This is a genomic window from Okeania sp. SIO3I5 (genome assembly GCF_010672085.1).
Lineage (GTDB): Bacteria > Cyanobacteriota > Cyanobacteriia > Cyanobacteriales > Microcoleaceae > Trichodesmium.
The window spans coordinates 82674-106166 of the sequence record NZ_JAAHHT010000017.1 but is presented as its reverse complement, the minus strand read 5'-3'; the positions used below and the strand labels follow the sequence as shown (position 1 = coordinate 106166).

The 23493-nt window shown below is 38.3% G+C and carries 32 protein-coding genes and 1 pseudogene; 23 read left to right on the top strand and 10 right to left on the bottom strand.

What is annotated here, in order from left to right; all coding sequences use genetic code 11:
* Positions 1-143 precede the first annotated feature (143 nt).
* On the bottom strand, positions 144-1670 hold the full coding sequence (gene bchB / locus F6K40_RS06295; protein WP_293132920.1) for a ferredoxin:protochlorophyllide reductase (ATP-dependent) subunit B: 1527 nt from the start codon (positions 1668-1670) through the stop codon (positions 144-146).
* A gap of 897 nt (positions 1671-2567) precedes the next feature.
* Here bchB and F6K40_RS06290 point away from each other — a divergent pair.
* Positions 2568-2978, top strand: a complete 411-nt coding sequence (locus tag F6K40_RS06290) for a hypothetical protein (RefSeq protein ID WP_293132917.1) — start codon at positions 2568-2570, stop codon at positions 2976-2978.
* 11 nt (positions 2979-2989) lie between these two features.
* On the opposite strand, the gene F6K40_RS06285 is transcribed toward F6K40_RS06290, so the two are convergent.
* Positions 2990-3193 carry a hypothetical protein gene (locus tag F6K40_RS06285; protein ID WP_293132914.1) on the bottom strand — a complete coding sequence of 68 codons (204 nt, stop codon included), beginning with the start codon at positions 3191-3193 and terminating at the stop codon, positions 2990-2992.
* 380 nt (positions 3194-3573) lie between these two features.
* On the opposite strand from F6K40_RS06285, the gene F6K40_RS06280 reads away from it, so the two are divergent.
* The 5 genes from F6K40_RS06280 (at position 3574) to F6K40_RS06260 (ending at position 8442) form a co-directional block, all read left to right on the top strand.
* Positions 3574-4254, top strand: a complete 681-nt coding sequence (locus F6K40_RS06280; RefSeq protein WP_293132911.1) for a class I SAM-dependent methyltransferase — start codon at positions 3574-3576, stop codon at positions 4252-4254.
* A 221-nt stretch (positions 4255-4475) separates the two neighbouring features.
* A complete protein-coding gene (locus F6K40_RS06275) occupies positions 4476-4640 on the top strand; it encodes a hypothetical protein (protein WP_293132908.1) in 165 nt (54 codons plus the stop codon).
* A 571-nt stretch (positions 4641-5211) separates the two neighbouring features.
* Complete coding sequence (locus F6K40_RS06270) at positions 5212-7650, top strand: GUN4 domain-containing protein (protein WP_293132905.1); 2439 nt, start codon at positions 5212-5214, stop codon at positions 7648-7650.
* A gap of 51 nt (positions 7651-7701) precedes the next feature.
* Entirely contained in the window at positions 7702-7920 is a 219-nt protein-coding gene (locus F6K40_RS06265) for a hypothetical protein (RefSeq protein ID WP_293132902.1), read from the top strand.
* A gap of 387 nt (positions 7921-8307) precedes the next feature.
* Entirely contained in the window at positions 8308-8442 is a 135-nt protein-coding gene (locus F6K40_RS06260; protein ID WP_293132899.1) for a hypothetical protein, read from the top strand.
* Between the two features lie 78 nt (positions 8443-8520).
* Here F6K40_RS06260 and F6K40_RS06255 read toward each other — a convergent pair whose 3' ends face one another.
* Together F6K40_RS06255 and F6K40_RS06250 are read right to left on the bottom strand one after the other, a co-directional pair.
* The gene (locus F6K40_RS06255; RefSeq protein WP_293132897.1) at positions 8521-8658 is read right to left on the bottom strand and encodes a hypothetical protein; all 138 of its coding nucleotides are present in this window, start codon (positions 8656-8658) and stop codon (positions 8521-8523) included.
* A gap of 313 nt (positions 8659-8971) precedes the next feature.
* The gene (locus tag F6K40_RS06250) at positions 8972-9259 is read right to left on the bottom strand and encodes a hypothetical protein (RefSeq protein WP_293132894.1); all 288 of its coding nucleotides are present in this window, start codon (positions 9257-9259) and stop codon (positions 8972-8974) included.
* A gap of 690 nt (positions 9260-9949) precedes the next feature.
* On the opposite strand from F6K40_RS06250, the gene F6K40_RS06245 reads away from it, so the two are divergent.
* Together F6K40_RS06245 and F6K40_RS06240 are read left to right on the top strand one after the other, a co-directional pair.
* Positions 9950-10126 carry a hypothetical protein gene (locus F6K40_RS06245; protein ID WP_365670367.1) on the top strand — a complete coding sequence of 59 codons (177 nt, stop codon included), beginning with the start codon at positions 9950-9952 and terminating at the stop codon, positions 10124-10126.
* A 48-nt stretch (positions 10127-10174) separates the two neighbouring features.
* Complete coding sequence (locus F6K40_RS06240; RefSeq protein ID WP_365670364.1) at positions 10175-10402, top strand: hypothetical protein; 228 nt, start codon at positions 10175-10177, stop codon at positions 10400-10402.
* A 1222-nt stretch (positions 10403-11624) separates the two neighbouring features.
* On the opposite strand, the gene F6K40_RS06235 is transcribed toward F6K40_RS06240, so the two are convergent.
* Positions 11625-11903 carry a hypothetical protein gene (locus F6K40_RS06235; protein WP_293132888.1) on the bottom strand — a complete coding sequence of 93 codons (279 nt, stop codon included), beginning with the start codon at positions 11901-11903 and terminating at the stop codon, positions 11625-11627.
* Between the two features lie 213 nt (positions 11904-12116).
* Here F6K40_RS06235 and F6K40_RS06230 point away from each other — a divergent pair, with 213 nt between their 5' ends.
* From F6K40_RS06230 to F6K40_RS06220, 3 genes are all read left to right on the top strand, one after another.
* Positions 12117-13544 (top strand): hypothetical protein, encoded by a 1428-nt coding sequence (locus tag F6K40_RS06230; protein WP_293132886.1) that lies wholly within the window; start codon positions 12117-12119, stop codon positions 13542-13544.
* 95 nt (positions 13545-13639) lie between these two features.
* Positions 13640-13873 carry a hypothetical protein gene (locus tag F6K40_RS06225; protein WP_293132883.1) on the top strand — a complete coding sequence of 78 codons (234 nt, stop codon included), beginning with the start codon at positions 13640-13642 and terminating at the stop codon, positions 13871-13873.
* Positions 13874-13891: 18 nt separating this feature from the next.
* On the top strand, positions 13892-14242 hold the full coding sequence (locus F6K40_RS06220) for a hypothetical protein (RefSeq protein ID WP_293132880.1): 351 nt from the start codon (positions 13892-13894) through the stop codon (positions 14240-14242).
* A gap of 511 nt (positions 14243-14753) precedes the next feature.
* On the opposite strand, the gene F6K40_RS06215 is transcribed toward F6K40_RS06220, so the two are convergent.
* Entirely contained in the window at positions 14754-15038 is a 285-nt protein-coding gene (locus F6K40_RS06215) for a hypothetical protein (protein ID WP_293132877.1), read from the bottom strand.
* Between the two features lie 6 nt (positions 15039-15044).
* Positions 15045-15176 carry a hypothetical protein gene (locus tag F6K40_RS40660; protein ID WP_365670422.1) on the bottom strand — a complete coding sequence of 44 codons (132 nt, stop codon included), beginning with the start codon at positions 15174-15176 and terminating at the stop codon, positions 15045-15047.
* A gap of 598 nt (positions 15177-15774) precedes the next feature.
* Here F6K40_RS40660 and F6K40_RS41320 point away from each other — a divergent pair.
* Positions 15775-15936 carry a hypothetical protein gene (locus F6K40_RS41320; protein ID WP_375340551.1) on the top strand — a complete coding sequence of 54 codons (162 nt, stop codon included), beginning with the start codon at positions 15775-15777 and terminating at the stop codon, positions 15934-15936.
* Positions 15937-16390: 454 nt separating this feature from the next.
* Here F6K40_RS41320 and F6K40_RS06205 read toward each other — a convergent pair whose 3' ends face one another.
* Both F6K40_RS06205 and F6K40_RS06200 read right to left on the bottom strand, forming a co-directional pair.
* Positions 16391-16597 carry a hypothetical protein gene (locus F6K40_RS06205; RefSeq protein ID WP_293133098.1) on the bottom strand — a complete coding sequence of 69 codons (207 nt, stop codon included), beginning with the start codon at positions 16595-16597 and terminating at the stop codon, positions 16391-16393.
* A 126-nt stretch (positions 16598-16723) separates the two neighbouring features.
* On the bottom strand, positions 16724-16855 hold the full coding sequence (locus F6K40_RS06200; protein ID WP_293132874.1) for a hypothetical protein: 132 nt from the start codon (positions 16853-16855) through the stop codon (positions 16724-16726).
* 370 nt (positions 16856-17225) lie between these two features.
* Between F6K40_RS06200 and F6K40_RS06195 the strand changes: the two genes are divergently transcribed.
* The 7 genes from F6K40_RS06195 (at position 17226) to F6K40_RS06165 (ending at position 20232) form a co-directional block, all read left to right on the top strand.
* On the top strand, positions 17226-17411 hold the full coding sequence (locus F6K40_RS06195) for a hypothetical protein (RefSeq protein ID WP_293132872.1): 186 nt from the start codon (positions 17226-17228) through the stop codon (positions 17409-17411).
* Between the two features lie 285 nt (positions 17412-17696).
* Positions 17697-17849, top strand: coding sequence for a hypothetical protein (locus F6K40_RS06190; protein WP_293132869.1), 153 nt, complete (start codon positions 17697-17699; stop codon positions 17847-17849).
* A 224-nt stretch (positions 17850-18073) separates the two neighbouring features.
* The gene (locus tag F6K40_RS06185; RefSeq protein ID WP_293132865.1) at positions 18074-18313 is read left to right on the top strand and encodes a hypothetical protein; all 240 of its coding nucleotides are present in this window, start codon (positions 18074-18076) and stop codon (positions 18311-18313) included.
* 16 nt (positions 18314-18329) lie between these two features.
* The gene (locus F6K40_RS06180) at positions 18330-18581 is read left to right on the top strand and encodes a hypothetical protein (RefSeq protein WP_293132863.1); all 252 of its coding nucleotides are present in this window, start codon (positions 18330-18332) and stop codon (positions 18579-18581) included.
* A gap of 206 nt (positions 18582-18787) precedes the next feature.
* Positions 18788-18997: a MazG nucleotide pyrophosphohydrolase domain-containing protein gene (locus F6K40_RS06175; protein ID WP_483143764.1), complete on the top strand. Its 210-nt coding sequence runs from the start codon at positions 18788-18790 to the stop codon at positions 18995-18997.
* Positions 18998-19078: 81 nt separating this feature from the next.
* Positions 19079-19549 carry a hypothetical protein gene (locus F6K40_RS06170; protein ID WP_293132860.1) on the top strand — a complete coding sequence of 157 codons (471 nt, stop codon included), beginning with the start codon at positions 19079-19081 and terminating at the stop codon, positions 19547-19549.
* The gene (locus F6K40_RS06165; RefSeq protein WP_293132857.1) at positions 19546-20232 is read left to right on the top strand and encodes a hypothetical protein; all 687 of its coding nucleotides are present in this window, start codon (positions 19546-19548) and stop codon (positions 20230-20232) included. Before F6K40_RS06170 ends, F6K40_RS06165 begins: the two co-directional genes overlap by 4 nt.
* A gap of 57 nt (positions 20233-20289) precedes the next feature.
* On the opposite strand, the gene F6K40_RS06160 is transcribed toward F6K40_RS06165, so the two are convergent.
* On the bottom strand, positions 20290-20451 hold the full coding sequence (locus F6K40_RS06160; protein ID WP_293132854.1) for a hypothetical protein: 162 nt from the start codon (positions 20449-20451) through the stop codon (positions 20290-20292).
* 198 nt (positions 20452-20649) lie between these two features.
* Here F6K40_RS06160 and F6K40_RS06155 point away from each other — a divergent pair, with 198 nt between their 5' ends.
* The 4 genes and pseudogenes from F6K40_RS06155 to F6K40_RS06140 form a co-directional block, all read left to right on the top strand.
* Positions 20650-21090 (top strand): hypothetical protein, encoded by a 441-nt coding sequence (locus F6K40_RS06155; RefSeq protein WP_293132852.1) that lies wholly within the window; start codon positions 20650-20652, stop codon positions 21088-21090.
* 153 nt (positions 21091-21243) lie between these two features.
* Positions 21244-21420: a hypothetical protein gene (locus F6K40_RS06150; protein WP_293132849.1), complete on the top strand. Its 177-nt coding sequence runs from the start codon at positions 21244-21246 to the stop codon at positions 21418-21420.
* Between the two features lie 138 nt (positions 21421-21558).
* A complete protein-coding gene (locus F6K40_RS06145; protein WP_293132846.1) occupies positions 21559-21939 on the top strand; it encodes a response regulator in 381 nt (126 codons plus the stop codon).
* A 402-nt stretch (positions 21940-22341) separates the two neighbouring features.
* Positions 22342-23493, top strand: a pseudogene (locus F6K40_RS06140) (hypothetical protein); the annotation flags it as partial.

The window sequence follows — 23493 nt, the reverse complement described above, 5'->3', positions numbered from 1 at the left end:
AAATTCCCATAAAAAAAGGTGGGGAAAACCCACCCTAAAATTAACAACAATTATAGCAGTCGCCATTACTACTAGAATATTCTCAAACTTAGTCATCGCCAAAATTTAACTTCTGACTTCTGACTTCTAACTTCTGACTTCAACTAAGCACCTACAGCTTCTTTTGCAGCATACATAACTTCTAAAGAAATCTCACCAATACCACGCTCCCTCGCAAACTTTTCCGTATTTCGCTTCACTTTACCCCGGACAAAACCAGGCACCTTATTCAATTCTGCCTTTGCATCTTTCGTCCAATTCAAATCAGAATCAGCAGAAATTCCCTTAGTAATAACCTCCTTAGTATCGTGTCCGCCAAATATTTCTAACAGATGATCTTCCATTCCCAAAGTAAAAGAATTATAAACCAAATCCGCAATTTGATTAGTTCCTTCATAACCCATAAACGGTTTATAACCAATCGGGAAATTCTGAATATGAATAGGCGCCGCAATAACACCACACGGAATATCTAAACGCTTACCAACATGACGCTCCATTTGCGTGCCAAAAATTGCCGAAGGTTCCACACGAGCGATCGCATCCCCAATCTCCCCATTATCCTCACTAATTAAAACCTCATCACAATATTCACTCACCTGTTCCCGGAACCAGTCAGCATCATATTTACAATAAGTACCTGCCCAAACCACATGAATACCCATCTCCCGCGCCAAAATTTTTGTCATGGCAGCAGCATGAGTATTATCCCCAAACACCACCGCTTTTTTACCAGTTAAATTTTGACAGTCAATGGAACGAGAAAACCACGCTGCTTGAGAAACGTGCAAAGTTTGATTATCAATAAATTCCTCATAGTCAACATTAGCACCTTGAGCATTTACCACCTGCTGAATTTTCCGAATACAACGAGCAGTTTCTACAACACCCATAGGCGTAATATCAATATAAGGCGTACCAAACTCCGATTCTAAATATTTAGCTGCCATTACCCCTAGTTCCCGATAAGGTGTGAGGTTAAACCAAGCGCGAGGCAGATTTTTTAAATTGTGAACTGACGCACCTTCGGGAATGACTTCGTTAATTTCGATGCCTAAGTCTGTCATCAAGCGTTTTAATTCGGTGCAGTCATGTTGGTTGTGGAAACCCAAGGTAGAAACACCAATAATATTTACAGAAGGTTTCTCAGTTTTTCCTTCTGGAAGTTCCCCTTTCTTTTTCGCCTTCTCAATATAATATTTAACAATTTGCTCCAAAGTACGATCTGCTGCTTGTAGTTCATTAACGCGATAATGATTAACATCTGCCAACATGACGTCACCTTTAGCATCTATTTGAGCGCGTTCGACAAAATTCTCCAAGTCTTCTTGCAAAATGCTAGAAGTGCAAGTGGGAGTAAGAACAATTAAATCTGGGGTTTCTTCCTTGTCTTTGCGGACAATGTTATCTACTACTTTTTCTTGGGAACCCCGCGCCAATACATTCCGATCGACTACACTGGCAGTCACAGGTGTATAATTCCGTTCTCTTTCCAACATGGAGCGCATGACATTAAAGTAGTCGTCACCAAGAGGAGCGTGCATAATAGCGTGAACGTTTTTGAAGGAACTGGCAACGCGCAATGTACCAATGTGAGCGGGACCTGCATACATCCAGTAAGCTAATTTCATCTAATGTTCTCCGTTTTTTAGTTAACAATTATGGATTTATTAGTTTGATTGTCTCAGATTTTGATGTCTTTAATTTATTAGAATGAAAATTTTTAAACAATATTTTTTCAGGTTATCCCATCAACTAGAACTTAGTTTGTCAGTAAAGTAATAAAATTTTGTTTTATTTAAGTATTCTTAATTTTTGGGTTAATTTATGTTAATTGGGGACAAAAAAGGTTGACAATTATTTGATATGGGTATAAGAAAAGAGCGATCGCTAATTTTGAGTATGCGATCGCTTTCCAGAAAGATATCTTTAACGAAGTCAGAAGTCAGAAGTCAGTAGGGGCGAATGGCCATTCGCCCGTACAGAAGTTAACCCACCCCTAATATAAAATCTGGTTGAATAGTTGTCATTGCGACGATAGGAAGCAATCTCCTCAAACTATGAGGTTGCTTCTTTCCACGGAGTGTAAGTCGCAATGACGTAAGCTATAGTAATTATGCGAATTTGATATAACCCCTGGTTCTAAATTACAGCAATCCATGAGGATGGTGAGGTACACTTAAAGGTTAATCTATATCCTTAGTAACACAGCCGGCTGTAACAACTTGGAAGGTTGTGTTACCTCTCATTACTAATAGGTTTCCAGCTTTTAACAAAAAAAAAATTTGTACCTCACGCGCGGGCGTGAAACTGCTGTAATAGCTTCTTCTAAATTTTCCAGAGCTTAGTTAATGGAGAGGCTTTATACCTTGATTTTTCAGTAACCTACAGCAATAAAAGGTTGACAAATTTCTCTCAATTCGAGAAATTTAAAATAAGTAATAATTACTTGAAATTATCCAACTTTTATTACTCTCTTAGGAGAGTATTTCAAATGTTCCCTGTTCAAATTACAATTGCTATAAATTATGACAAATCAACGAAAGTTACAAATTAGTTTAGCATTAATTAGAATTAGCACTGCTGCATTCTTTTTAGTTTGGTCAATTGAAAAAATTATTGCTCCTGAAGCAGCTCAAAAAATATTTCAGAAGTTTTATTTTTTAAGCATTTCCAATTCTATAGCACTAGGAATAGGAATTATTCAAACCTTAATTGTTGTAATTTTCCTGATGGGATTATTTAAAACCTTTTCTTATGGAGCTATGTTGGGAATGCACCTAGTTTCTGTACTTTCTACATACCAACAATTATTTAATCCTTATGCACCAGGAAATCAATTATTTTGGGCTGCTGTACCTACATTGGCAGCCATGATTGGCTTATTTTTATTACGAGATGAAGACCAACTACTTACATTTCAATATTATTTAAAATGAAGTTAATATTTTTACATTTGAGATACCATTTGTACTTTTCCTCGGACGACAGAACGTAACAACCTGTCCACAGAACGACGTTCTTCTTGTGTGATTGATTCATCTAATATGGCGGCCATAAGGCCATAACAATCTGATTTGGTAAGATAAGAATTATCAGCTACAGAAACCATAATTTCGTTGATAGCGCCAGGGAGTAAGTTAACTTGAAGCATAAAATAAACCTTGAACTCTATAGTTTTTATATTCTACATTATTGAGAAGAATAATTCATAAAGTTTTGGTAAAGTGATTATAATTACTAAAGTAAAGTGAAATGAAAAGGTGAATTTTTGTGATCTAGGTCACGGCAGGTATTATTTCATAATAAAGATGGAGTAGGAGGAAATAATTAATAATTAATAATTAATAATTAATAATTACCTCTTCTGTAATAGAAGGATTGGCTAAAAGGAATTTTTTTCTTTTTTCTCCATGAATTGAGAGGCTTTATACCTTCATTTTTTGGGTAATAGGGGATATCTATCTGCCTGAAAAAGCTATGTTTTTTGTATTACGATAAAATTAATACTGAACAATTAGGAAATCAAACAAAATGTTGGAAGAAAAACCAGAAGCTATTCAACAAAAAATCAAGAAGTTGGCAACTGAATCACAAAAAGCAGATCCCACTGCATGGTTTGATATTTTATATTCTGAAGCTGAGGGTGATGCTGGACAAATACCTTGGGCGCGTTTAACGACACATCCTTATCTACAAGAGTGGTTAGATTTTTCTCAACCACAAGGAGAAGGAGGTACTGCTTTGGTGATCGGATGTGGTTTGGGTGATGATGCAGAAGCTTTGGCAAAGTTGGGTTTTCAAGTGACAGCTTTTGATATTTCGACTAATGCGATCGCTTGGTGCAAAGAAAGATTTCCTGATTCTTCAGTTAACTATTTGGTTGCCGATCTGTTGGCGTTAGATTCTGAATGGCATGGTAAATTTGATTTGGTGATAGAATCGCGGACTATTCAAGCTTTGCCAGTAGAGATGCGATCGCAAGTTATTAACTGTATTGCTCCTTTAGTGGCAAGTAAGGGTAAACTTTTGGTGATGACTCGCATACGGGAAGATGATTCTATACCTGATGGCCCTCCTTGGCCTTTATCTGATCAGGAACTTGCCCAGTTTATTGAGTTAGGATTAGAAGAAGTTCGGCGCGATTTATTTTTATCTGAAGCGGGTGAAAAGACGATTGAACAAGTTCGGATTGAATATTGTTTGAATGCTTGAGATATAGGAATCCTACAGCAGTTTTCATTCCGGTAGACCACAGTAGGGACGTTCCATGGAAGGTCCCTACGGGGTTTTGCTTGTGACGATGTGGTTCATCAATCTGAAAAGCGCTGTAAATAGGTTGTAAGATTTTATCGTAGGGGTTTGGTCTCCAAATCCAAACGTAAAGGGATTTGGAGACCAAACGCGTACAGTTTTTTTCTCACAAATCATTTCTTATGGCTATACTTCCGACGTTGTTGCACTTAGGTGACAACGCGGGATTCTTCAGCTTGGAAAACCATGACGGCAGTTTTAATAAGCGATCGCTCCTTGACAGCCAGAAAAAGTTGTTATATTTTCAGATTAGATATAGCAATTCTCATAGTTATGAAGTACATTGAAAATCCCCCTAAATCCCCCTTAGAAAGGGGGACTTTGAAAATTCCTCCTTTCTAAGGGGGGCAGGGGGGGATCTAAAACTGTACCTCTTATGTTAAAGAACTGCTATTGGTAAAGAGAGGCTTTCAACCAAATTGATTAATTATCAATATTCTTCAGCTTGAGAAACTATGACGGCAGTTGTGATAAGCGATCGCTCCTTGACAGCCAGAAAAAGTTGTTATATTTTAATATTAGCAGGACTTACGCAAAACCACCATATTTAGTAGGGGCGAATGCCATTCGCCCTCTACAGATAGCGTTTTACCTAAGAATTTGCGTAAGTCCTGATTAGATAAGTATTTTGGGAAAGTATTAGCTTTTTTAGGACTTACGCAGAAGCGCCATATCTCGTAGGGGCAAAGAGCGAACTGTAGGGGCGAGCAAGCGAATCGCCCCTACATATGGTGTATGAATTAATATTTTGCGTAAGTCCTGTTTTTTAGAAAAAGGTAGACATTTCCATCCGGTTCAGGAAAATGGATAATCTATTGTGAAGTTGTAGATAAAAAAGATAAAGGAATAAAAATCAGGATGTCTGACAACGAAAAACAAAACGAGACTCAGGAACCTTCTCAACCACAAACCCCTTCTGTAGAAGCTGAACGGAAAATTGCTCAAAAATTTGTATCTGGTACAACCCAGGCTTTTATCCAGTGGATGCCATTGGGGGGTAGTGGTGGTTTGTTGTTCTCTTTTTTGCTCAACCAAGAATGGGTGAATGCTTTAATTACTTTTCCTGTTACTATCGTCACTGTTGTTTGGGCAAGATATAATGAAGGCTTTCTCACACAACTTGGAGCAGTTTATCAGGAACGAGGCAAAAATGATGCTAACTCTCTAATGACGTTCCTGAACAAGCTGGATGAAACTATGCGTTGGCAGCTAGCAGGGACAAAAAATAAATATTTGGAATATCAGAAAAATGACTGCCTCCATTATACGACTGAAGGTGTGGCTAAAACTTTCAAACCGTTACTGAAAGATGTGTTTGTACCGTTAGGTTTGAGCGGTGATTTTTTTCGAGGGGCTGATGGTGAAGATTTACCGGGACTTCCTGGGTTCAAATGGGATAAGGAGATTATTAAAAGGCTCCTAAAAGATGAAGGCTTAAAAATTTGGGATGTCCTTGGCAACGGGAAGAGAAACCCTGGATACCGTCATTTAGTAATTCAAGCATGGGGAGGTTATGGAAAAACAACTCTACTACGGCACATTGCCTATAGTTACGCAAGCAAAACTAGAAATATTCGGAATGCACCCGATCTAATTCCTGTTTTACTTTATTTGCGACGTTGCCAAAACCAAATTATTTCGACTGCTGATGGTAAACAAATAGATTTACTTACTTTAATTGAAGAGTTTCACATCCCTAATTTGCCAAAACGAAAAACTCTGAAGTTACCGCCGAAGTGGGTGAAAAATCAACTCCAGACTGGTAAGATGCTGGTGATGCTGGATGGACTTGATGAGGTGAAGGAGGAGTGGCGAGATGCGGTGATGGAGTGGATAAAAAAAGCTATAAAAGATTATTACTCATGTTTTTTTATTGTTACTTCTCGCCCTAGTGGATATCGTAGTTATGCAAGAGATAGCAAACTTAATTCTCTATTTGTTAAACCTCTGAGTGAGTCACAACAAGAAAGATTTATTCAGAGTTGGTATGTGAGTCTAGAACGTCATCGGAGCGTGGAACCGAATAACCCATCAGTCAAGCAGGAAGCCGATCGCCAAGCAAATAATTTAGTGGCTCAGTTACAAGAAAGTTCGGAATTGAGCGATCTATCGAAAAATCCTCTATTGCTGAACATTATTGTTAAATTGCACAGTTCTTATTCTGGTGAAGAACTTCCTAAACGTAGAATAGATTTGTATGCAGAAATATGCCGGATGCAGCTTGGCGATCGCCCTCTGGTGAAAAAAATTGAGATGTTGCTAAACCGTGAGGATGGCAAAAAGGTTTTACAAGAATTAGCTCTGTATATGGTTCAATCTAATCAGTCTCAAATTAATAAGAAAGAGCTTTTGTCACAATTGAAGACTTATATTGGTAATTTAGGTGAGGCGATCGCTCCGAAAAATTTTTTGCAGCAAGTTGAGGAAGTGAGCGAATTATTGGTTAAGCGCGACTGGGATTATGAATTTGCTCATTTGAGTTTTCAGGGATATTTAGCTGCAGTTGAAATTAAGGAAAAACAGCAGGAAGATTTGTTGATAGAAAACTGGGATAAGTCTTGGTGGCGGGAAACTATTATTCTTTGTACAGCACAACTAAAACCTATTCATTTTAGTCGGTTTGTTTATGAGTTATTGCAGGATGGCAGTCAAAAAGCAGCGGATCTTGCCTATAACTGCTGGAGAGAATATCCTCGGCAAGTTGATCCAGACTTTGAAGCAGAAGTGAAACAGCTAAGTTCTTATGTTCAGGATGTGCGTTTGAGGCAACTCGAAAATTATTTAAAAAATCAACAGTGGCAAGAAGCTGATCGGGAAACCTTGCGAGTATTTAAAAAGGTAAGTTCTGATATTAGGAATGTGCGCTTTAGGCAACTCGAAAATTATTTAAAAAATCAACAGTGGCAAGAAGCTGATCGGGAAACTTGGCGAGTAATGTTACAAACTGCGGGAAAGGAAGAGCGTGAATATCTTACCTTTACAGAACTAGAAAATTTTCCTTGTGAAGACCTCCGTAAAATAGACCAACTGTGGGTAAGATATAGTAATGGTAAGTTTGGCTTTTCTGTTCAGAAGCAAATTTATCAGGGTTTGGGTGGTACAAAAGAGTATAATGCCGAAATATGGGAAAGGTTTGGAAAGGAAATAGGATGGTGCAAAGAGGGGAAATGGCATGATGACATAGAATGGGACATAAGTACGCATTTTGTGGGGCATCTCCCGTTAATACTGGAGAAAAGAAAAGTATTTGGTTTTATGGAGGTTCTCTTCTCTCGCGTAGAGACTTGTAGAGTTTAACATCTAAGGGTTTCAGCTTAATTACCGTCAAGTCATTGCGAGTGGAACGGAGTGGAACGAAGCAATCCCAGAGTAGGTTTAGTAGGGTGCGTTAGGCGCTTACCACAAATTATGGTTGAACTCTCAAAGATTACATGGCGCCGTAACGCACCGTCAAATTATCTACCATCTCAAAAAAAGGTGCGTGACGGCAAAATTTCTAGAGTTTCCCGAAAATTGAAAAGAGCTAGACACGGATTTTGCCACGGATGCACGGATGATGTCAAATAATTAATCCGTTGATCCGTGCCCGAATCTGTGTCTAGTACGGACGATGATAACTGAATAACTGAATAACTGATAACTGATAACTGATAACTGATAACTGAAAAAGAGCTAGACACGAATTTTGCCACGGATGCACGGATGATGGCAAATAATTAATCCGTTGATCCGTGCCCGAATCTGTGTCTAGCAGGGATGATGGAAAATGATCATGATTATCTCACAGAGCGATCGCCCCTAAACCAGCAGAAACCGTAGGGGTTTGGTCTCCAAACCCGAACCCCTTGATGTTGCTCGACAAGGATTTTGCCACGGATGCACGGATGATGTCAAATCATTAATCCGTTGATCCGTGCCCGAATCTGTGTCTAGCAACGATGATGGAAAATGATCATGATTATCTCACAGAGCGATCGCCCCGTCCCTAAACAATTAGAAAGCGTAGGGGTTTGGTCTCCAAACCCGAACCCCTTGATGTTGCTCGACACGAATTTTGCCACGGATGCAGGAATGATGCCAAATCATTAATCCGTTGATCCGTGCCCGAATCTGTGTCTAGCAATGATGATGGAAAATGATCATGATTATCTCACAAAGCGATCGCCCCTAAACAATTAGAAACCGTAGGGATTTGGTCTCCAAACCCGAACCCCTTGATGTTGCTCGACAAGGATTTTGCCACGGATGCACGGATGCTGCCAAATCATTAATCCGTTGATCCGTGCCCGAATCTGTGTCTAGCAACGATGATGGAAAATGATCATGATTATCTCACAGCGCGATCGCCACACTCAGTTTTACGTTTTTCTCCTAGAGTCGAATAAAATATATCGAGCGTTCGATATAAATTACTCACCATCCAAAAGATTAGTCACAACAAGAATTTAACTTTACTCTTCTGACTTCAAACTTCTGACTTCAATAAGGTGCGTGACGGCAAAATTTCTGGAGTTTCCCTAAAATTAAAAAGAGCTAGACACGAATTTTGCCACGGATGCACGGATGATGTCAAATAATTAATTCGTTCCCTAATTTGACTGTAACAATTTCTCCCCGCTCAGAACAAGGTGCCAATCAGCCCATCAATCACACCTTCAATATAATTTTGCATGACAATCCACGAGTCAAAATAATCTGAAGATTTTTTAATTCCTTCAACTTTGAAAAAGTACAATTTCTGGCTGAAGTCGTAGTCAGAAAAAGATTTGAAATACTGATGCTGAGTGATTTCTATCAGTTTAACTTCAACACCGAGTATTTTCTTGACCCTGTTTAATGTCGCTTGGTCGTAAATATACCAATCATTCTCGAACCTGAAATAGTAAGGAACATCCATCCCCATCATTGGCGCTACTTCCGCTTAAGCTAGTTCTTTCGAGATTCTAGCCTTTCTGATTGATTGCATGGCTAAATCGTAATTAAATTTCTATTGAAAAGTTAGGGAGATTAGCTCCCTAACTACGAGATTTTCTACTAGAGGAACTAGCCTAGGTTTTCCTGGGTTTTCCTAGGTTTTTCTAGGTTTTCCTATCAAGAACCGGTTAAACATTTGTTGGGAATTTCTGGTAAGCTTTTACCCCTTCTGCTCTCTTGCTCTCCAACCAACCCCCCCCTACTCCCTATAAAATCCAACAAAATAGTTAGGGAGATTAGCTCCCTAACTATAAAATCAAAACTCGGTCGATGAACGAATCCTATCTAGTCTTGTAAATGCTGTTCGGCCTCTAAATCCTCGTAATCTTGATGATTTTGGCTTTTAGATGTCAAGCTAGAATCAAATCTTGTTGCATAGTCAATATACAATGTCTGATTTTTCCTTGATTCTGTGGCGCAAGCAATTAAGAAATATCTTATATAATTAAGAAGTATCTAGCGAAATGTTGGAAGCAGTTCGCTAGAAATGACAAAAGCCGACACCACTTTACTCGCCAAAGTGTTGTAGCGTCGGCCAACTAAATACAAAGAACGTGAGCGACTAAAGCTTGGAGATAAACCTATTCCTATACTTAGAGATGTTTTAGGGCAAAATGTCGGAGTGCATATTTTCTACTTGAAGATGCCATCAAATATTAACCAAATGTACATTTACGAAAAAAACCTTGGTAGTTGTATGGCAGTTAATGCAAATCATCCTGAAGAAAAAAGACGTTGGTCTATGGCTTCTGGGTATTTGCATTTTATTCGAGTACCAAGACAAGCTGCAATCAACTAACTCGGTACAATAACAACCAAATTAGCTCAAGCTTTTCCTAAGTATTTTTTGGTGCCAACAAGTAGTTTACTAAAGCAGTTTAACAATATTTATCGTAACAACCAAGACGAAAAGTTTACACCAACTGATTTATTCACTTTGGCTCATTACTATGGCGTATCCGTGCAAGCAATGAGTCTTCGATTGGAAGAAATGGATATTCTGCCTTGTGGAACTTATGAAAGACTGCAAGCTCCTGGGTTAAAGGTAAGAGAAGTACAGCAAAAATTAGGTTGAGAAGCTATTCCTCAACGTATTGATGCTATGCCAATTCACTATCAAAGTTTTTAATATTTTAGGACTTACGCAAAGACGCTCCCCTACTCCCCATAAAATTCAACAAAATAGTTAGGGAGAAACTTCTCCCTAACTATAAAGTCAAAGCTCAGTCAGTTGATACTCTTTATAGGAATCCGAGGAAGGACTCATATCATGTCCGGTAGCATCGTTTGTGTATAGAGTTAAGTGACAACTGGAAGAAACCCTCCTGACTCCTGACTCCTCCCTCCTTATTTATAATTATTCAACCGGACATGATATCACTTCGTAAACCCACTCAGAATTCAATAACTTCCCCTGCTTATTCCAGAAGTTGGGAGAATCCATGAACAGATCGAGCTTATATTGTCACCAAGCCTTAGTTTTGTTTCTGTACAGAATCATACCGACAATCTCTCTATCATCTCCGTCGTCGGTGTGAACCAAATCTCCTATATTGAATCGTGGTTGGGGATAATCCTGGGGTATGTTTAAGCGATGAAATGCGGCACGTCGCTCTTGACGCGTTACATTGGTCTGATATACCAGATCTATTAACCTGTGAGTTGCACATCCAACTTAGAGGCCAGGGGAGGGGAGGTATTGCGAATACCGACCCGACCCGCTTGTAAAAAGCCTGTTGAGTTGTAATTTGAACCTAGCAATTATAGGCAAAAATGTCAACCCTCTGCGTTGACATACTCCCGACGTTGCCCTTACGGGACAACGCGGGATTCTTCAGTCTGGGAAACCCTGACCGCTGCGCATGACAGAGGTGATGTCCTCCCCCTGTATTGATATTGATAATAACAAAATGCTCCTAAAAGTGTCAAGGGCATATAAACGTTTAGCTTATGAAGGTATCCAAATCCTGGCCCTGGCTTTCATCCCGACGCTCCCCTCCCCCCTTCCAAAGCTATCCCTTATAAGGAACTCTTGAAACCCTTGTGGGAGGGTGGGGAGGATGGGGAGGATGGGGAGGAGGGGGAGGAAGAATTCTTTCTACAGTCTTCACTCAAGCGTGTCTAATTCAATACATTTTTCTCCTGAAAAAGCCGATTCAAGACTTAAACATAACTTGTCTATGTTGTCAAGTTTTATGTTAAGAAAGATGTTTATAAAGCATAGCTTCCAAAGGGGGGTTAGGGGGGATGGAGAGCGCGGGACTTCCCGCCAGGAAAGTTAAACTCTAGAATCACATTTACTCGCCACTAGCAGAACCACCCACCCCAACACCTATAGAATATGTTTCTGTGAGAGCGATCGCCCTTTCCTCCTGCAAAAGTTCATCCAATTTTGCTCTTACTTTGTCCTGCCAATTGGGAAGATTTTTGATATTGCCTAACGTATCCTCATCAACTTTCACAGCAAGTAATTTATTTTTAGCCTTTTCCGGATTTTTAGCTTGAAAATAATATTTATTTAGTCCAGGATTGCCTGGCGTTGGATATTTTTTGTTTTTGGTTTTTGATTTAGCCATGCTAGTTGACCAACAGATGTCCACCTTTACTATAACAAGTTAACTTCAAAATTCCCATGTTTTACCCTTTACGATTTGAAGTTAACTCGCTATTATCTACATAAGCTTAAAGCTTGAGACAACAAAAAAGGACATCATCACGCCCTGAGAAAGCCCAGATGATGTCCCAAAGTTCCCAGTTAACCAACAATTTAATTAACCAAGGCAAATCTAATGTTACTAAAATCCGAAGAAATCCACAACCAGGAACAATTAGTTTCGATTTTGAAAAATCAGTTAGAACAAGCAACGTCCCGGCTAACTGACCTAAAAAAAATTGATTCAAAATTTCAGACAACAATATTAGAACTTGAGACTTTATTGGAACAACACCCAGACTATCAATCAGTCGTAAGCGATCGCCTCAAGTACAAAGAACCAGAACCAAAACCGGCTCCCGTGAAAATTGAAATTATGGGAGAAGAGGCGATCGCTGAGATGGAAGAGCAGGAAAATCTCAAACAGCAACAAACAGAGGCACAATCCAACTATAGTCCAGAGGAACTCGAAGCCTACGATTCATTGCATGGCGAAACACCACCTCAACCCACCTCCCAAACTGAAGAAAAAATTGAATCGCCATGCTCTAGTGAGGCAGCAGAAATAGCCAAGCTGAATGAAGAATTTAATAAAATATTAGAAAGAAATCAACAAAAATTCACAGAAAAAATGACCACTAGCTCAGAGTCAAAATCAGAAAATTTAACCAAACCTAGCCAAGCTTTAGAAACTAATACTCCTCAAAACCCAGAACCTGCTACAGACTCAACAGAGGAACTATTGGTCTTACATTCCGAGTTAGTCTCCAAGCGAACCCGCACCGAACTAGAATCATTCAAGGCAGAAATCGGAGAGGCAAAAACCAAAGAATTATGGGAGCTTTGCACTATCCCGGAACGCAATTATCTCCAGTGTCTAGGAGTAGCAAGCAACTTAAAAAAAGCACCAGCAACATTAGGCCACCGATTCCAGTATACTGAACCTGGTACCAAAATTAAGCGCAAGGCAACTTATCTAGGATATTACCTACACGGCGAACTGATTCAAGGGGAAGACAAACGGGCAATCTTAGTAGAAGGAGAAGCGATAATTTGCGACAAATCTGATTTAAGGCCAGCAAAGCATCAACCATTATCCCCAGAGGAACGAGAGCAGTTAGAGAAAATCATCTCAGAACCGGAAATAGCAGCCAATACTTTCACAGGAGTAGCACCCGCCCCAAAGCCCCAGACTGGTACACCGAATGGAAACAAACCAAACTCCGAGCCATCAAAGCCAAGCGTAGAGGTACAGCAAATGGAACTCAGTTTCAGTTCTGAAACTGAACCTACACCGGAGCCTAAAGAAGTAGAAGTAGTTCCGACACCATTACTAGAGTTAGCTGCCAGTGAGGTGGCAAAAATCAATCCTACCCTAACCTTGAAATTTGAGAAGAGGGGTAAAGAGATGGTTATGGAGGTTTTAGACGGCACATCCTATATTTGCCGGTGGGAAGATATCAACAATGACTTGTGGCCTGGCAACGCACAAAAATTAAAGTACCACGGGTTTAGTGAAGGACAAATAGATGCAATTAGTGACCTTGATATCCCAAAAGCATAACATCCAATGTCGGGTAGCTAAAAACACTCAGAAATACTGTTACATCAAACATTGGCGCGACTATAATTATATTATGTCAGCAACAATAATGGATAATGGATGCAGTATTCGGTTTACCAGCAACAAACTCTATATTAGTACCGGACTTGGCAATAGGAATTCGCAATAACTGTCAAAGTGGGTGCTGGACACTTGGAGAAACACCAGTGGGAAACAAACTACATTGCAGTATTCTTAAATTTAGCAAGTTCCACGGCGACCTGGGTAGCACCAGTAACAAGCTTTGGGGGCAACTATTTCTGGTTGCGGAACCAGGAAGTTCGGAATAAATTCCTGATAATTGTGTAATGGTGAGCTACATTAAAACGCGCTCCCTTGACGACTTTAACCGCTTAATTGTTCAGTTGCAGTCAAAGGGAGTTAACCCGGCTATTGGTGTATTTTGCCCGAAGTACATCAAACATTCTAAGGGACTGTCTGATGGATCTACAGCTAATTACTACAGCTTAGAATGGCACTGGCGCGAACGTACTGAGGATGATGATTCAATAGAGAAATTATCAGATTGCTTAAAATTTTCTGATAGGTTAATTGATATTAATAGCACTTCAAAAATGCAATGTTTAGATGGTTTATCTGCACCCGAAGTACAAAAAATTATATCAGCAAGTCAGCACTTATTAGAGCCTAATTTTTAGACTGGTTCCTGTTATAAAGCCTCCCAAAGTTGGGAGGATTTATAACGACAAATATATTTATTGCAGCGCATCAAAAGCAAAAACTATTAAAATGGGCAGAAGATAGTTTTTCTTGAGGAACGCGATCGCTAACTATCATTCTTTCTCTACTAATAAAACTGTTTTTCTTTTGTCAATTTTTCATCATGATTTTCTCCGCAATATTTCAACTCCAAGCAAAAACGATAGGGACGATTACTGACTCGTTTTTCAAGTTATTTCCCAAAAAACATAAATCAGCAGCCTCACGGGGTGACAAGCAAGCTGGAAGATAGATATATCAAGGAATTTATAGATTAAGCTGAATAATAGTTCAAGTTAAATGTCAAGCTTATTGAGAATGGAAGGGGTGTAGTGCGAGCGCAGAGCGCTCGCCTACACCCCCCATCTAGGTTGAATAATAGTTCAAATTAAAAAGCAAACAATATTGTAAAAAAGGTAACTCTTATTAATTTTAATTAATCATCAAAAATCAACTATTGTACAGCGTATTAATCTTTGACATAGCTTTAATTCCTTTTCGATAATAGGGTAATTTATGAGAATTTAGCATCATTAAATTTTCAACCCATTCTTGAATGAAATTATAATATAATGTCCATGAAACACCAGATAATCCAATCCAAAAGTTACTATTTCTTCTCTCTATTCTATCTTTTTCATTCGTTCTTGATATATATTTTTGAATCCCTTGATTTTTGATTTTTTGTCCTTGAAATGAACTAATTGTGTAAGAAATAGCTATTAGTAAAATCAAATTATTTCATCTAATTTCATTTGCTTTTACTTCTTCAAGATTATAACCTCCACTTTTACAATCTTTAAACATGGCCTCAATTCCCATTCTTTGACTATATACTTTATGAATTTTTTCCGACGAAGATAAATTACTAATAATGTACCAGGTTTATAATATATTTTTCTGTTTAATTTGACGTTTTTTATATATCAAGAAATTGCGGATTCCCAATATAGTGTATAGTAAGTAAAGCGATCGCTATAATCTTTTAAGCGAGCGCCTCAAGGCAAGTATCATTATCAGGACTTAGGCCAAGACACTATATATAGTGTACTGCTCTAAGTTTGATAAGGGTTGCTCCATGTTCATAAATTTCATCAAAATACTCGTGCTTATAATATAATTATCTATAAATGTTGTATAGAGTGATTGCTGACGCAAAGCTCCGCTAACGATATGAATTTTAACTATATTGATCCCATATCAATATTTGCTAAGTTCTTCTACAAATTATACTATAACTAATAAGCGCAAATCACTTAAAAAACATCAGCCATGATACGATTAATCGTTATTTGAAAATAGAGTCTTTAAGTTTCCTGCGGAATTCTGCGCAAACACAAGACTTATGGCGAAATGTGAAAGAGGAAATTGTTCAATGTACAGAGGGGTATCTAATTTTTGATGATACAGTAATCAATAAAAAAAAATATGCTAAAAAATTGATAGCGTAGCTCCTCTGAAAGAGGCACTTGTGCGACGACAATATAGTGGTAATGAACATCAAGTAATTCGGGGTATAGGAATAGTTAATTGTATCTATTTTAATCCACAAAACGAACATTTTTGGATAATAGATTACCGTATTTATGATCCAGAAGTTGACAACAAAACTAAAATAGATCATGTTGAATAAATAATATTAAATGTGATAAGTAACAAGAAATTACCATTTAAAATTGTATTAATGGATAGCTGGTATGCAACACAAAGATTAATGGCATTGATAGATAATTTAGGAAAAATTTATTATTGTCCCTTAAAAGTAAATCGCGCACGTAGATGATACTGGTGGTGTAGAAAAATATAAAAATATTGCTGAATTAAGCTGGAATGAATCAGAAAAAAGAACGGGGAAAATAATTAAAGTCAAAGGTTTTCCGAGGGATAAAAAAGTCAAGCTTTTCTGGGCAACTGTTTCGACCAACAGAACAGAATATATTGCCATATCATGACTTGAACCAATGCAGCAAAGATGATGTAGAATTTGAATCTCAAACCAGATGAAAAATTGAAGAATTTCACAGGGAAATTAAGCAACTAACAGGTCTATGTTCCTGTCAATGTCGTCTGAAACAAATTCAAATAAATCATATTGCTTGTGGGATGTTAGTCTGGAATTTTTTATGCATGCTTTGCAGTAAAAATAGGAAAAACAATCTTACGGCTGATTGAGAGAACTTATCTTGCTTATTTACAACTTTATCTATCGCCTGTCCTATGAAGTTAACCAAGGGTATTTCTGCTAAGTATTTAATGTGTTCAGTTAATTTAAAGCCAGGAGGTTCTATAGCCATTAGTTTGTTTTTTATACCGACAATTTTATTGGCGCAGATGAATACATAGAATTGTATTTTTCCCTTGTCAATTTTTACTAAATGTACACTATAGAAGGTGGGCTTAAATGTGATCCAATCATCAAATCATTGGATGGTTTTAGGACACGTTCCTGCTTGAGAGTCGTGGTGCATCAAATCGGCAATTTCTTCGTGCCAAAATATTAATTCACTAAATTTTTTGACTGTTATTTCTGGCTGTTGTAATGTGGTAAGCATCTTGTTTTATCCAATAATTAAATTACTTTGATGGGAGGCGAGCGCTTAATCTTCATCCTCATTATTTATTAGGAAGCCTAGTATTGCTCCTACTAAAAAGACTAATAATAAGAACAAGTTGAATAGTAAATCTTCCATAACTGACTTCCTCGTTAATCCTGCTTAAGTTGCCACCCTAGATAACTGCTACAGTGCTTTACTTCTAACTTGTCATATGGCTTGTTATTTTTTAAATGGAGGTATAAATGCAAATTTATAATCCAGGTTAAAAAAGTCGTTAAGGTTGAACGTAATAAATGAGAATGTTTTCAAAATTTTCTCTCCAAAATGTAAGTCTGGCATTGCCCATTGGAATTTGTGGAGATTAACAGTGAAACTTAGTGACAAAATAGAAAACTTTTTGAGCGAACTAGATAACTGCCGTAACTTATTGGCAAGAGTTCAAGAGACAAACAAAGTAGCAAAACTCCTGAAAGGATTATTCAACTTTGTATCCAAAGCAGGCGGTTGCCTATTAGATGCGGTGGATAACTGTGAGCGCTTTATCCAATCTTGAGAGCGAAATTACGTTGTGCTAAAAAAGCCATAGAATCAGCCGAATGCTTTGAGCTGGCATGGGAGCAACATAAATCAAATGAATGCTAAACCAACTTTGAGTGTCCGCATAATTGGCGATAAATCTGACATTGAAAGTTTTATCGCTAGCATGAATAAGTGGCTAATTTGCGATGGCTATCAATTATCCCAGCAACCTAATTACAAGGCTTCCAGGAAAGAACCCGCAGACACCATCGCGTACACAGAGTGGCTAGTGAATCAAAAATAATCCAGAGAGGAAACCATGGGGACAGAATATGTAAGTTTTAACTTTTGGCTGAAATTATTGGATTTATTGGAAAATGAATCTACACAATACCTCAAAGTATCACTTTTAGCTGACGATCTGATTAAGCTAGGTAAAGATGAACATCTGACAATAAAATCAATGCTATAAGAGGCGACTTTTTACCAGTGTTCCAGGGACGGGGATGCAGTGGTGGCGCTAAGTAGAATTTTCGATGTCAACCTCAATGTATCCAATGCTATCTTTGAGCTGACTCTCGAACCAGGCGACACCCTTTATATGATTGAGGTTGAAGGCCTGGAGGAACATGATGCTTATTATTATGGAGCAGGCTTTAGGTTGTACCAAATATTGGTCAAATTGGATTGAGGATAATGACACCAGGACAACAGGATCAGTATCAGTTTTTAAAGCAAAGTGAAGGTTTCGATGCTGCTGAAAGATACCGTGATTTCGTGGAAGCTCCTGATTATTTAGAAGTTTGCCACAGAACTTTCCCTGATTACCTTTGGACTATTCCAGAGCAACAGAAAAAGCTCAGGATTAAATTTAGCTCACAGGAAAGGCGGCGCTTTAAGTTCAGCGATTACGGTAACACTCGTCCGTCAAAGTGATAATCTAGGAGGAATTATGGATTTACCAAACTTTAACACTGAGGATTTGCGGGATAGTCTTGTTGCTACTCTACCAAGTAATGAGCGCATTGAGGGCACAATGTTTACGGAATTAGCTTCGCAATTGTATATCAAGGAAGCTTTTGATTTAACTGAGGCCGAGCTTAAGCTAGAGCTTGAACACAGGGCTAGATACTCCTTGATTGCTGCTGAGATATTTGCTCAGGTTCGGACAGAGGAACAAAATAAGGCCAAAGAGGCTAGCTAACCTAAACCATGAGGAATTTTATTATGTCGGACATAACGTCAGATTTGGATTATTATCAAAACCATGCTATGAAGTACCATACTCATGCTATGGAGCTGATGCATTACCCTAAAGAAGATGCAATATTATATTGCTCTATAGCTCTCCCTAGAGAAGCTGGTAACGCTGCTGATATCATCAAAAAAAAGATTTGAAGTAAAAAATTTATTGCTGATGGAGATATAGATGATGACATTAAAACAGAGCTAGCTTTGAAACTGGGAGACACCTTATTTTACTTATCCGCGTTGGCTGACGAATTAGGCTTTTCTCTTGATGATATTGCTTGCATTAATTTGGAGAAGTTGATTGAAAGGTCTGAAGCACGAATAAATGCAGGGCAAGCAAAGCGACTGGAATCATCATCAGATGATTAATAGATTGACAGCATCGCTCCAGTACGGAGCAATCAAGTTTTTTTACCTTAACCATAACCATTGAATTTTACTCAACCAATTATGTTACTAGAATCAAAAATTCAACGACAGGATAATTTAATTTCCATCCTCAAGGTTCAATTAGCTCAAGCAGAGAATCAGATGGAGCAAATTAAATCTGATGACAAGGAAGGTTCAGATTTGCTAAAACGACTTGAAGCTTTTTTTTCCAGGAATCAGGATTGCAGGCAAACGGTAATTGAGCGACTCAAGCCAGTAGAGGTAAATAATGTCTTCCGTCGAATTGAGATTGAATCCGATGATACTCCAGAAAATATTGATGAGGTGAGGGTTACACTAGAGACTCCTGTACCGGATGAGACTCCAAAAATTACGGATATCGCTGTAGCCAAAAAAACTACCACATCTAAATCTTCTGATTGTTGGTACACGCCTCCAGAAGTTATTGCTCCTGTATTGGGAGTCTTGGAGAAAATTGATTTAGACCCTGGCTCGGATAGTAAGAAACATCTATTAGCAGAAAAACATTGACAAAATCCTATTTTGATTCTGTCTTTCAAGCTCATTTCCCCGATCCTTGGGAAGCTGCAAAACCTGAGGTGTCCGAGCGACTGTGGGAGGGGGGAGTAGGTTGGTGTGAGCAACCAGGATTAATAGAAGCTACTCCTACACCATTAGTGGAAGCAATAGCGGAGGGGATTAAGAACATCAATCCCACGCTAGAATTAAAATACTCATTCAATAAGGAAAATTCAACCTTAATGGAAGTTTTCCACGGAACTTCCTGCATAGGTAGTTTTGAAGACTCTCAAGGTGAACTATTGAGTTTTGATACGGACAAAATGTTCTTTCGTGGTTTGACGCGGGAGCGGTTGATCGCAATTTGTCTAACTGAACTCTTAAAACCTCAAGATGAACAAGCACTTGCAGAACCTCAGACAGACGGTACTGAAACACTTGCCGATAGGATTAAACCTCATTTATTAGATGCTGGGAAGTTGGAAGACATAGCTCCCCGTTTAGTAAGGATAAATGTAACTGATGAGAGCGATTGGAGCAATGTAGCTGCTTTGTCAAAAACTATTGATGGGAAAGACAAATTTAGACTCCATCATCCGAAAGATTCTGACACCAGTTATGAAGAGTTTTCCTATACTGCTCATGGCTTGGATGATGCGTGTGCGGGTAATATAGAAGCCATTTGGTATCTCTAGAAAAGAGGGAGTAGGGGAGTAGGGGAGTAGGGGAGTAGGGGAGCGCTTGTGTAGGCATTACTCATTCATTGTCTGAGCTAGAATATTTACAACCCTACATTTTTTGAGTCCTGTACGGACCAAACTTCCCACACTTCCCACACTTCCCACACTTCCCACACCCACCTCCCACACTTCCCACACCTCCCACACTTCCCACACCTCCCACACCTCCCACACTTCCCAATAATAGATCCCAAATGGGTAATATAAAATTATTTTTATTTTACCCCTGAAGTAGAAACCCCGGAAGTTCTAGATCAAAAACCAGAACTTTTAATAGAAACGATACGCTCTAAATATCCTGACTTGGTCGTCCGAAGGAAAGGGATTAGCTTTGCATACACCTTGAAAGAGCTTTTGTCTGAGAATAAAACTGTGACAAGGCGATTATGGGCGGAAACTTTCGCTCAATTGTTGGTCAATGATTATTCTAATCCTGGTACATTTATTTACCCTGCTTTAACTAAAGATAAATTCTCTGAGTATATATCAGTGATGCAAGATGACTTTCAATTTGGTCTGAACCAGCAAGCGATAATTTTATCTCAGATATATCCTATAGAGAAATTCTTTGGTAGCGATTACCGACCAGAAATTATTGTGTCTACAGGGAAAGTTTCTGGAAAGCCTACAACCAAGGATTTGAGTCTGAGGCGGTTTCGGAAGATATTGGGAGTTGTTCCTGTGCGAGATTGGAGTGGTTCTAAGAAGGTTCATTATAGGTCTGGTTCTATTCTAGCCATGAATGCTTTCTGGTCATGGTGTTTTGTTAGGGTTGATATAGAATCCGGTTATATAGTATATGTTCATTATTAAATCGGACAATCGGACCATCTCCCCCAACAATACACTCTTGTATTCAACCGGATTTGATATTACTCCTTACTCCTTACTCCTTACTCCTTACTCATTACTCATTACTCATTACNGAGTTGCGGAGAAGTAGGTTGCTAGGGGTTAGTCGTTTGGGTGTGGGAGGGGTGGGAGGTGTGGGAGGTGTGGGAGGTGTGGGAGGTGGGGGAGGTGTGGGAGGTGTGGGAGGTGTGGGAGGTGTGGGAGGTGTGGGAGGTGTGGGAGGTGTGGGAAGAAATTACAAAACTTATGTATTCAGTCTTCGCCATTACGCGAGCAGGACTACCGAATTGATTATTTCTGTAAAGAGGGATTAGGGATCTGTACGATAATTAATTTGATTTTTTCTTATTGGAGATGTCTATTCTCTAAATCAGCAACTGTTGTAACAAGAGTGTCAAAAAAGTTAAGACTTTTTAAGAGTGGATTCGGATGACAAAAAAACAAATTTTACTAATAGACGATCAAGATGATATTAGGGAAGTCGCCCAACTGAGTTTAGAAATCGTTACTGGTTGGCAAGTAATTACTGGTAGTTCAGGTAAGGAAGGTATTGCTAAAGCAGAACTAGAACAAGCAGATGCTATTCTCTTGGATGTAATGATGCCTGAACTAGATGGATTTGCTACTTTTCAAGAATTACGAGCTAATCCTGCTACTAAGCAAATTCCAGTAATTTTTCTGACAGCGAAAGTTACTTCAGACGATCGCCGTCAATTTTTTGAGTTGGGAATAAATGGAGTAATTACTAAACCGTTCGATCCTATGTCTCTAGCAACCGAAATAGAAACGACTTTGGGTTGGGATTCTTAAAGAAGTTAGAAGTTGTTTTTGTAACGGGGATGGGTGAGCAACTTTCCAAAAACATTTCACCTTAAAAGGCAGAGTTTTAGACCCAATTTTTTCTTAGCTATATTAAGTTTTTCAGTAGGAAAAACTTAAAATTTATTGTCTAGAATTATTGTCTAGTTGATATTGCTGCGTATATCGCCTCACTTTTATAATATCTATACATCTGTAGGATTACTCTTTTGGAGAAATATTTTAATTTAGTATAAGTACACTTGACAAAAATGCTTGTTTGTGATAATAAAAATATTAAAAAAATATTAAGATTAAAAAAATATGACTTGATCGCCTAAAATTATTCAGATCACTAATAATCTGAGATAAACTTAAGAATATATATTTTGTAAAGTAAAGCTGTAGCCGTAGATGTCAAACTGGGAATTTTTGCTACAGAAAGAGGGAGACCAAAGCTGGCTACCTTTAGAATCAGCCGATGTGGAAATTCTAGAAGGTCGCTATCGTATTGTGGCTAATACCCATATAGCCAATACAGAGGTCCAGATTCGGATTATTCACGATTCTACTGAAGAAATCCCACCTTTAAGGCGAGCTCATAAACGTTTTAGTCGTACCCACTCTCAAGGTCTTATTTCTATTATCCCATTTACCCGCCTCAAGCCTGGTAAATGGGAATTTCGTTGTCAAGCTAAACTAAGTACATCATCAAAGGAAGCAAAGCAACATATTGTCCATCTAGAAGTATTGCCCACTGAGTATGATACTTCAGATTTTTCACAACAATTAGAACCACAAAATAACGAACTATATACAGTAGCAGGTTCTCAACCTGAGCCGCCAAAGGATTTGATTATTAATGAAGATATATCGTTTTTTTCTGGTCAAGTAGACACAAATGAAGTAACAGTTAACGGAGAGGAAAATACAGAAAGAGATAATCCAGAATTGTCAAAAATTGAGGAAATTAAATCAGATGAAAGAGAATTATTAGATGGTCAGATTGAAGATGAATCAAAAGCACTATCTGAAGAATCGGAGATGAGGGAAAATATCACTGATTTACTAGGTCGTGATGAACAAGAGAAGCCAAATATTCAAGGTCAAAATCAAGAAGTCAAAAATCTCGAGAATAAACTAGAAGATAGATGGTTTGTTTCTGGTCAAGTAGACACAAATGAAGTAACAGTTAACCGAGAGGAAAATATAGTCAAAAATAATCCGGAATTGTCAAAAATTGAGGTAGTTAAATCAGATGAAAGAGAATTATTAGATGGTGAGATTGAAGATGAATCAAAAGCACTATCTGAAGAATCGGAGATGAGGGAAAATATCACTGATTTACTAGGTCGTGATGAACAAGAGAAGCCAAATATTCAAGGTCAAAATCAAGAAGTCAAAAATCTCGAGAATAAACTAGAAGATAGATGGTTTGTTTCTGGTCAAGTAGACACAAATGAAGTAACAGTTAACCGAGAGGAAAATATAGTCAAAAATAATCCGGAATTGTCAAAAATTGAGGTAGTTAAATCAGATGAAAGAGAATTATTAGATGGTGAGATT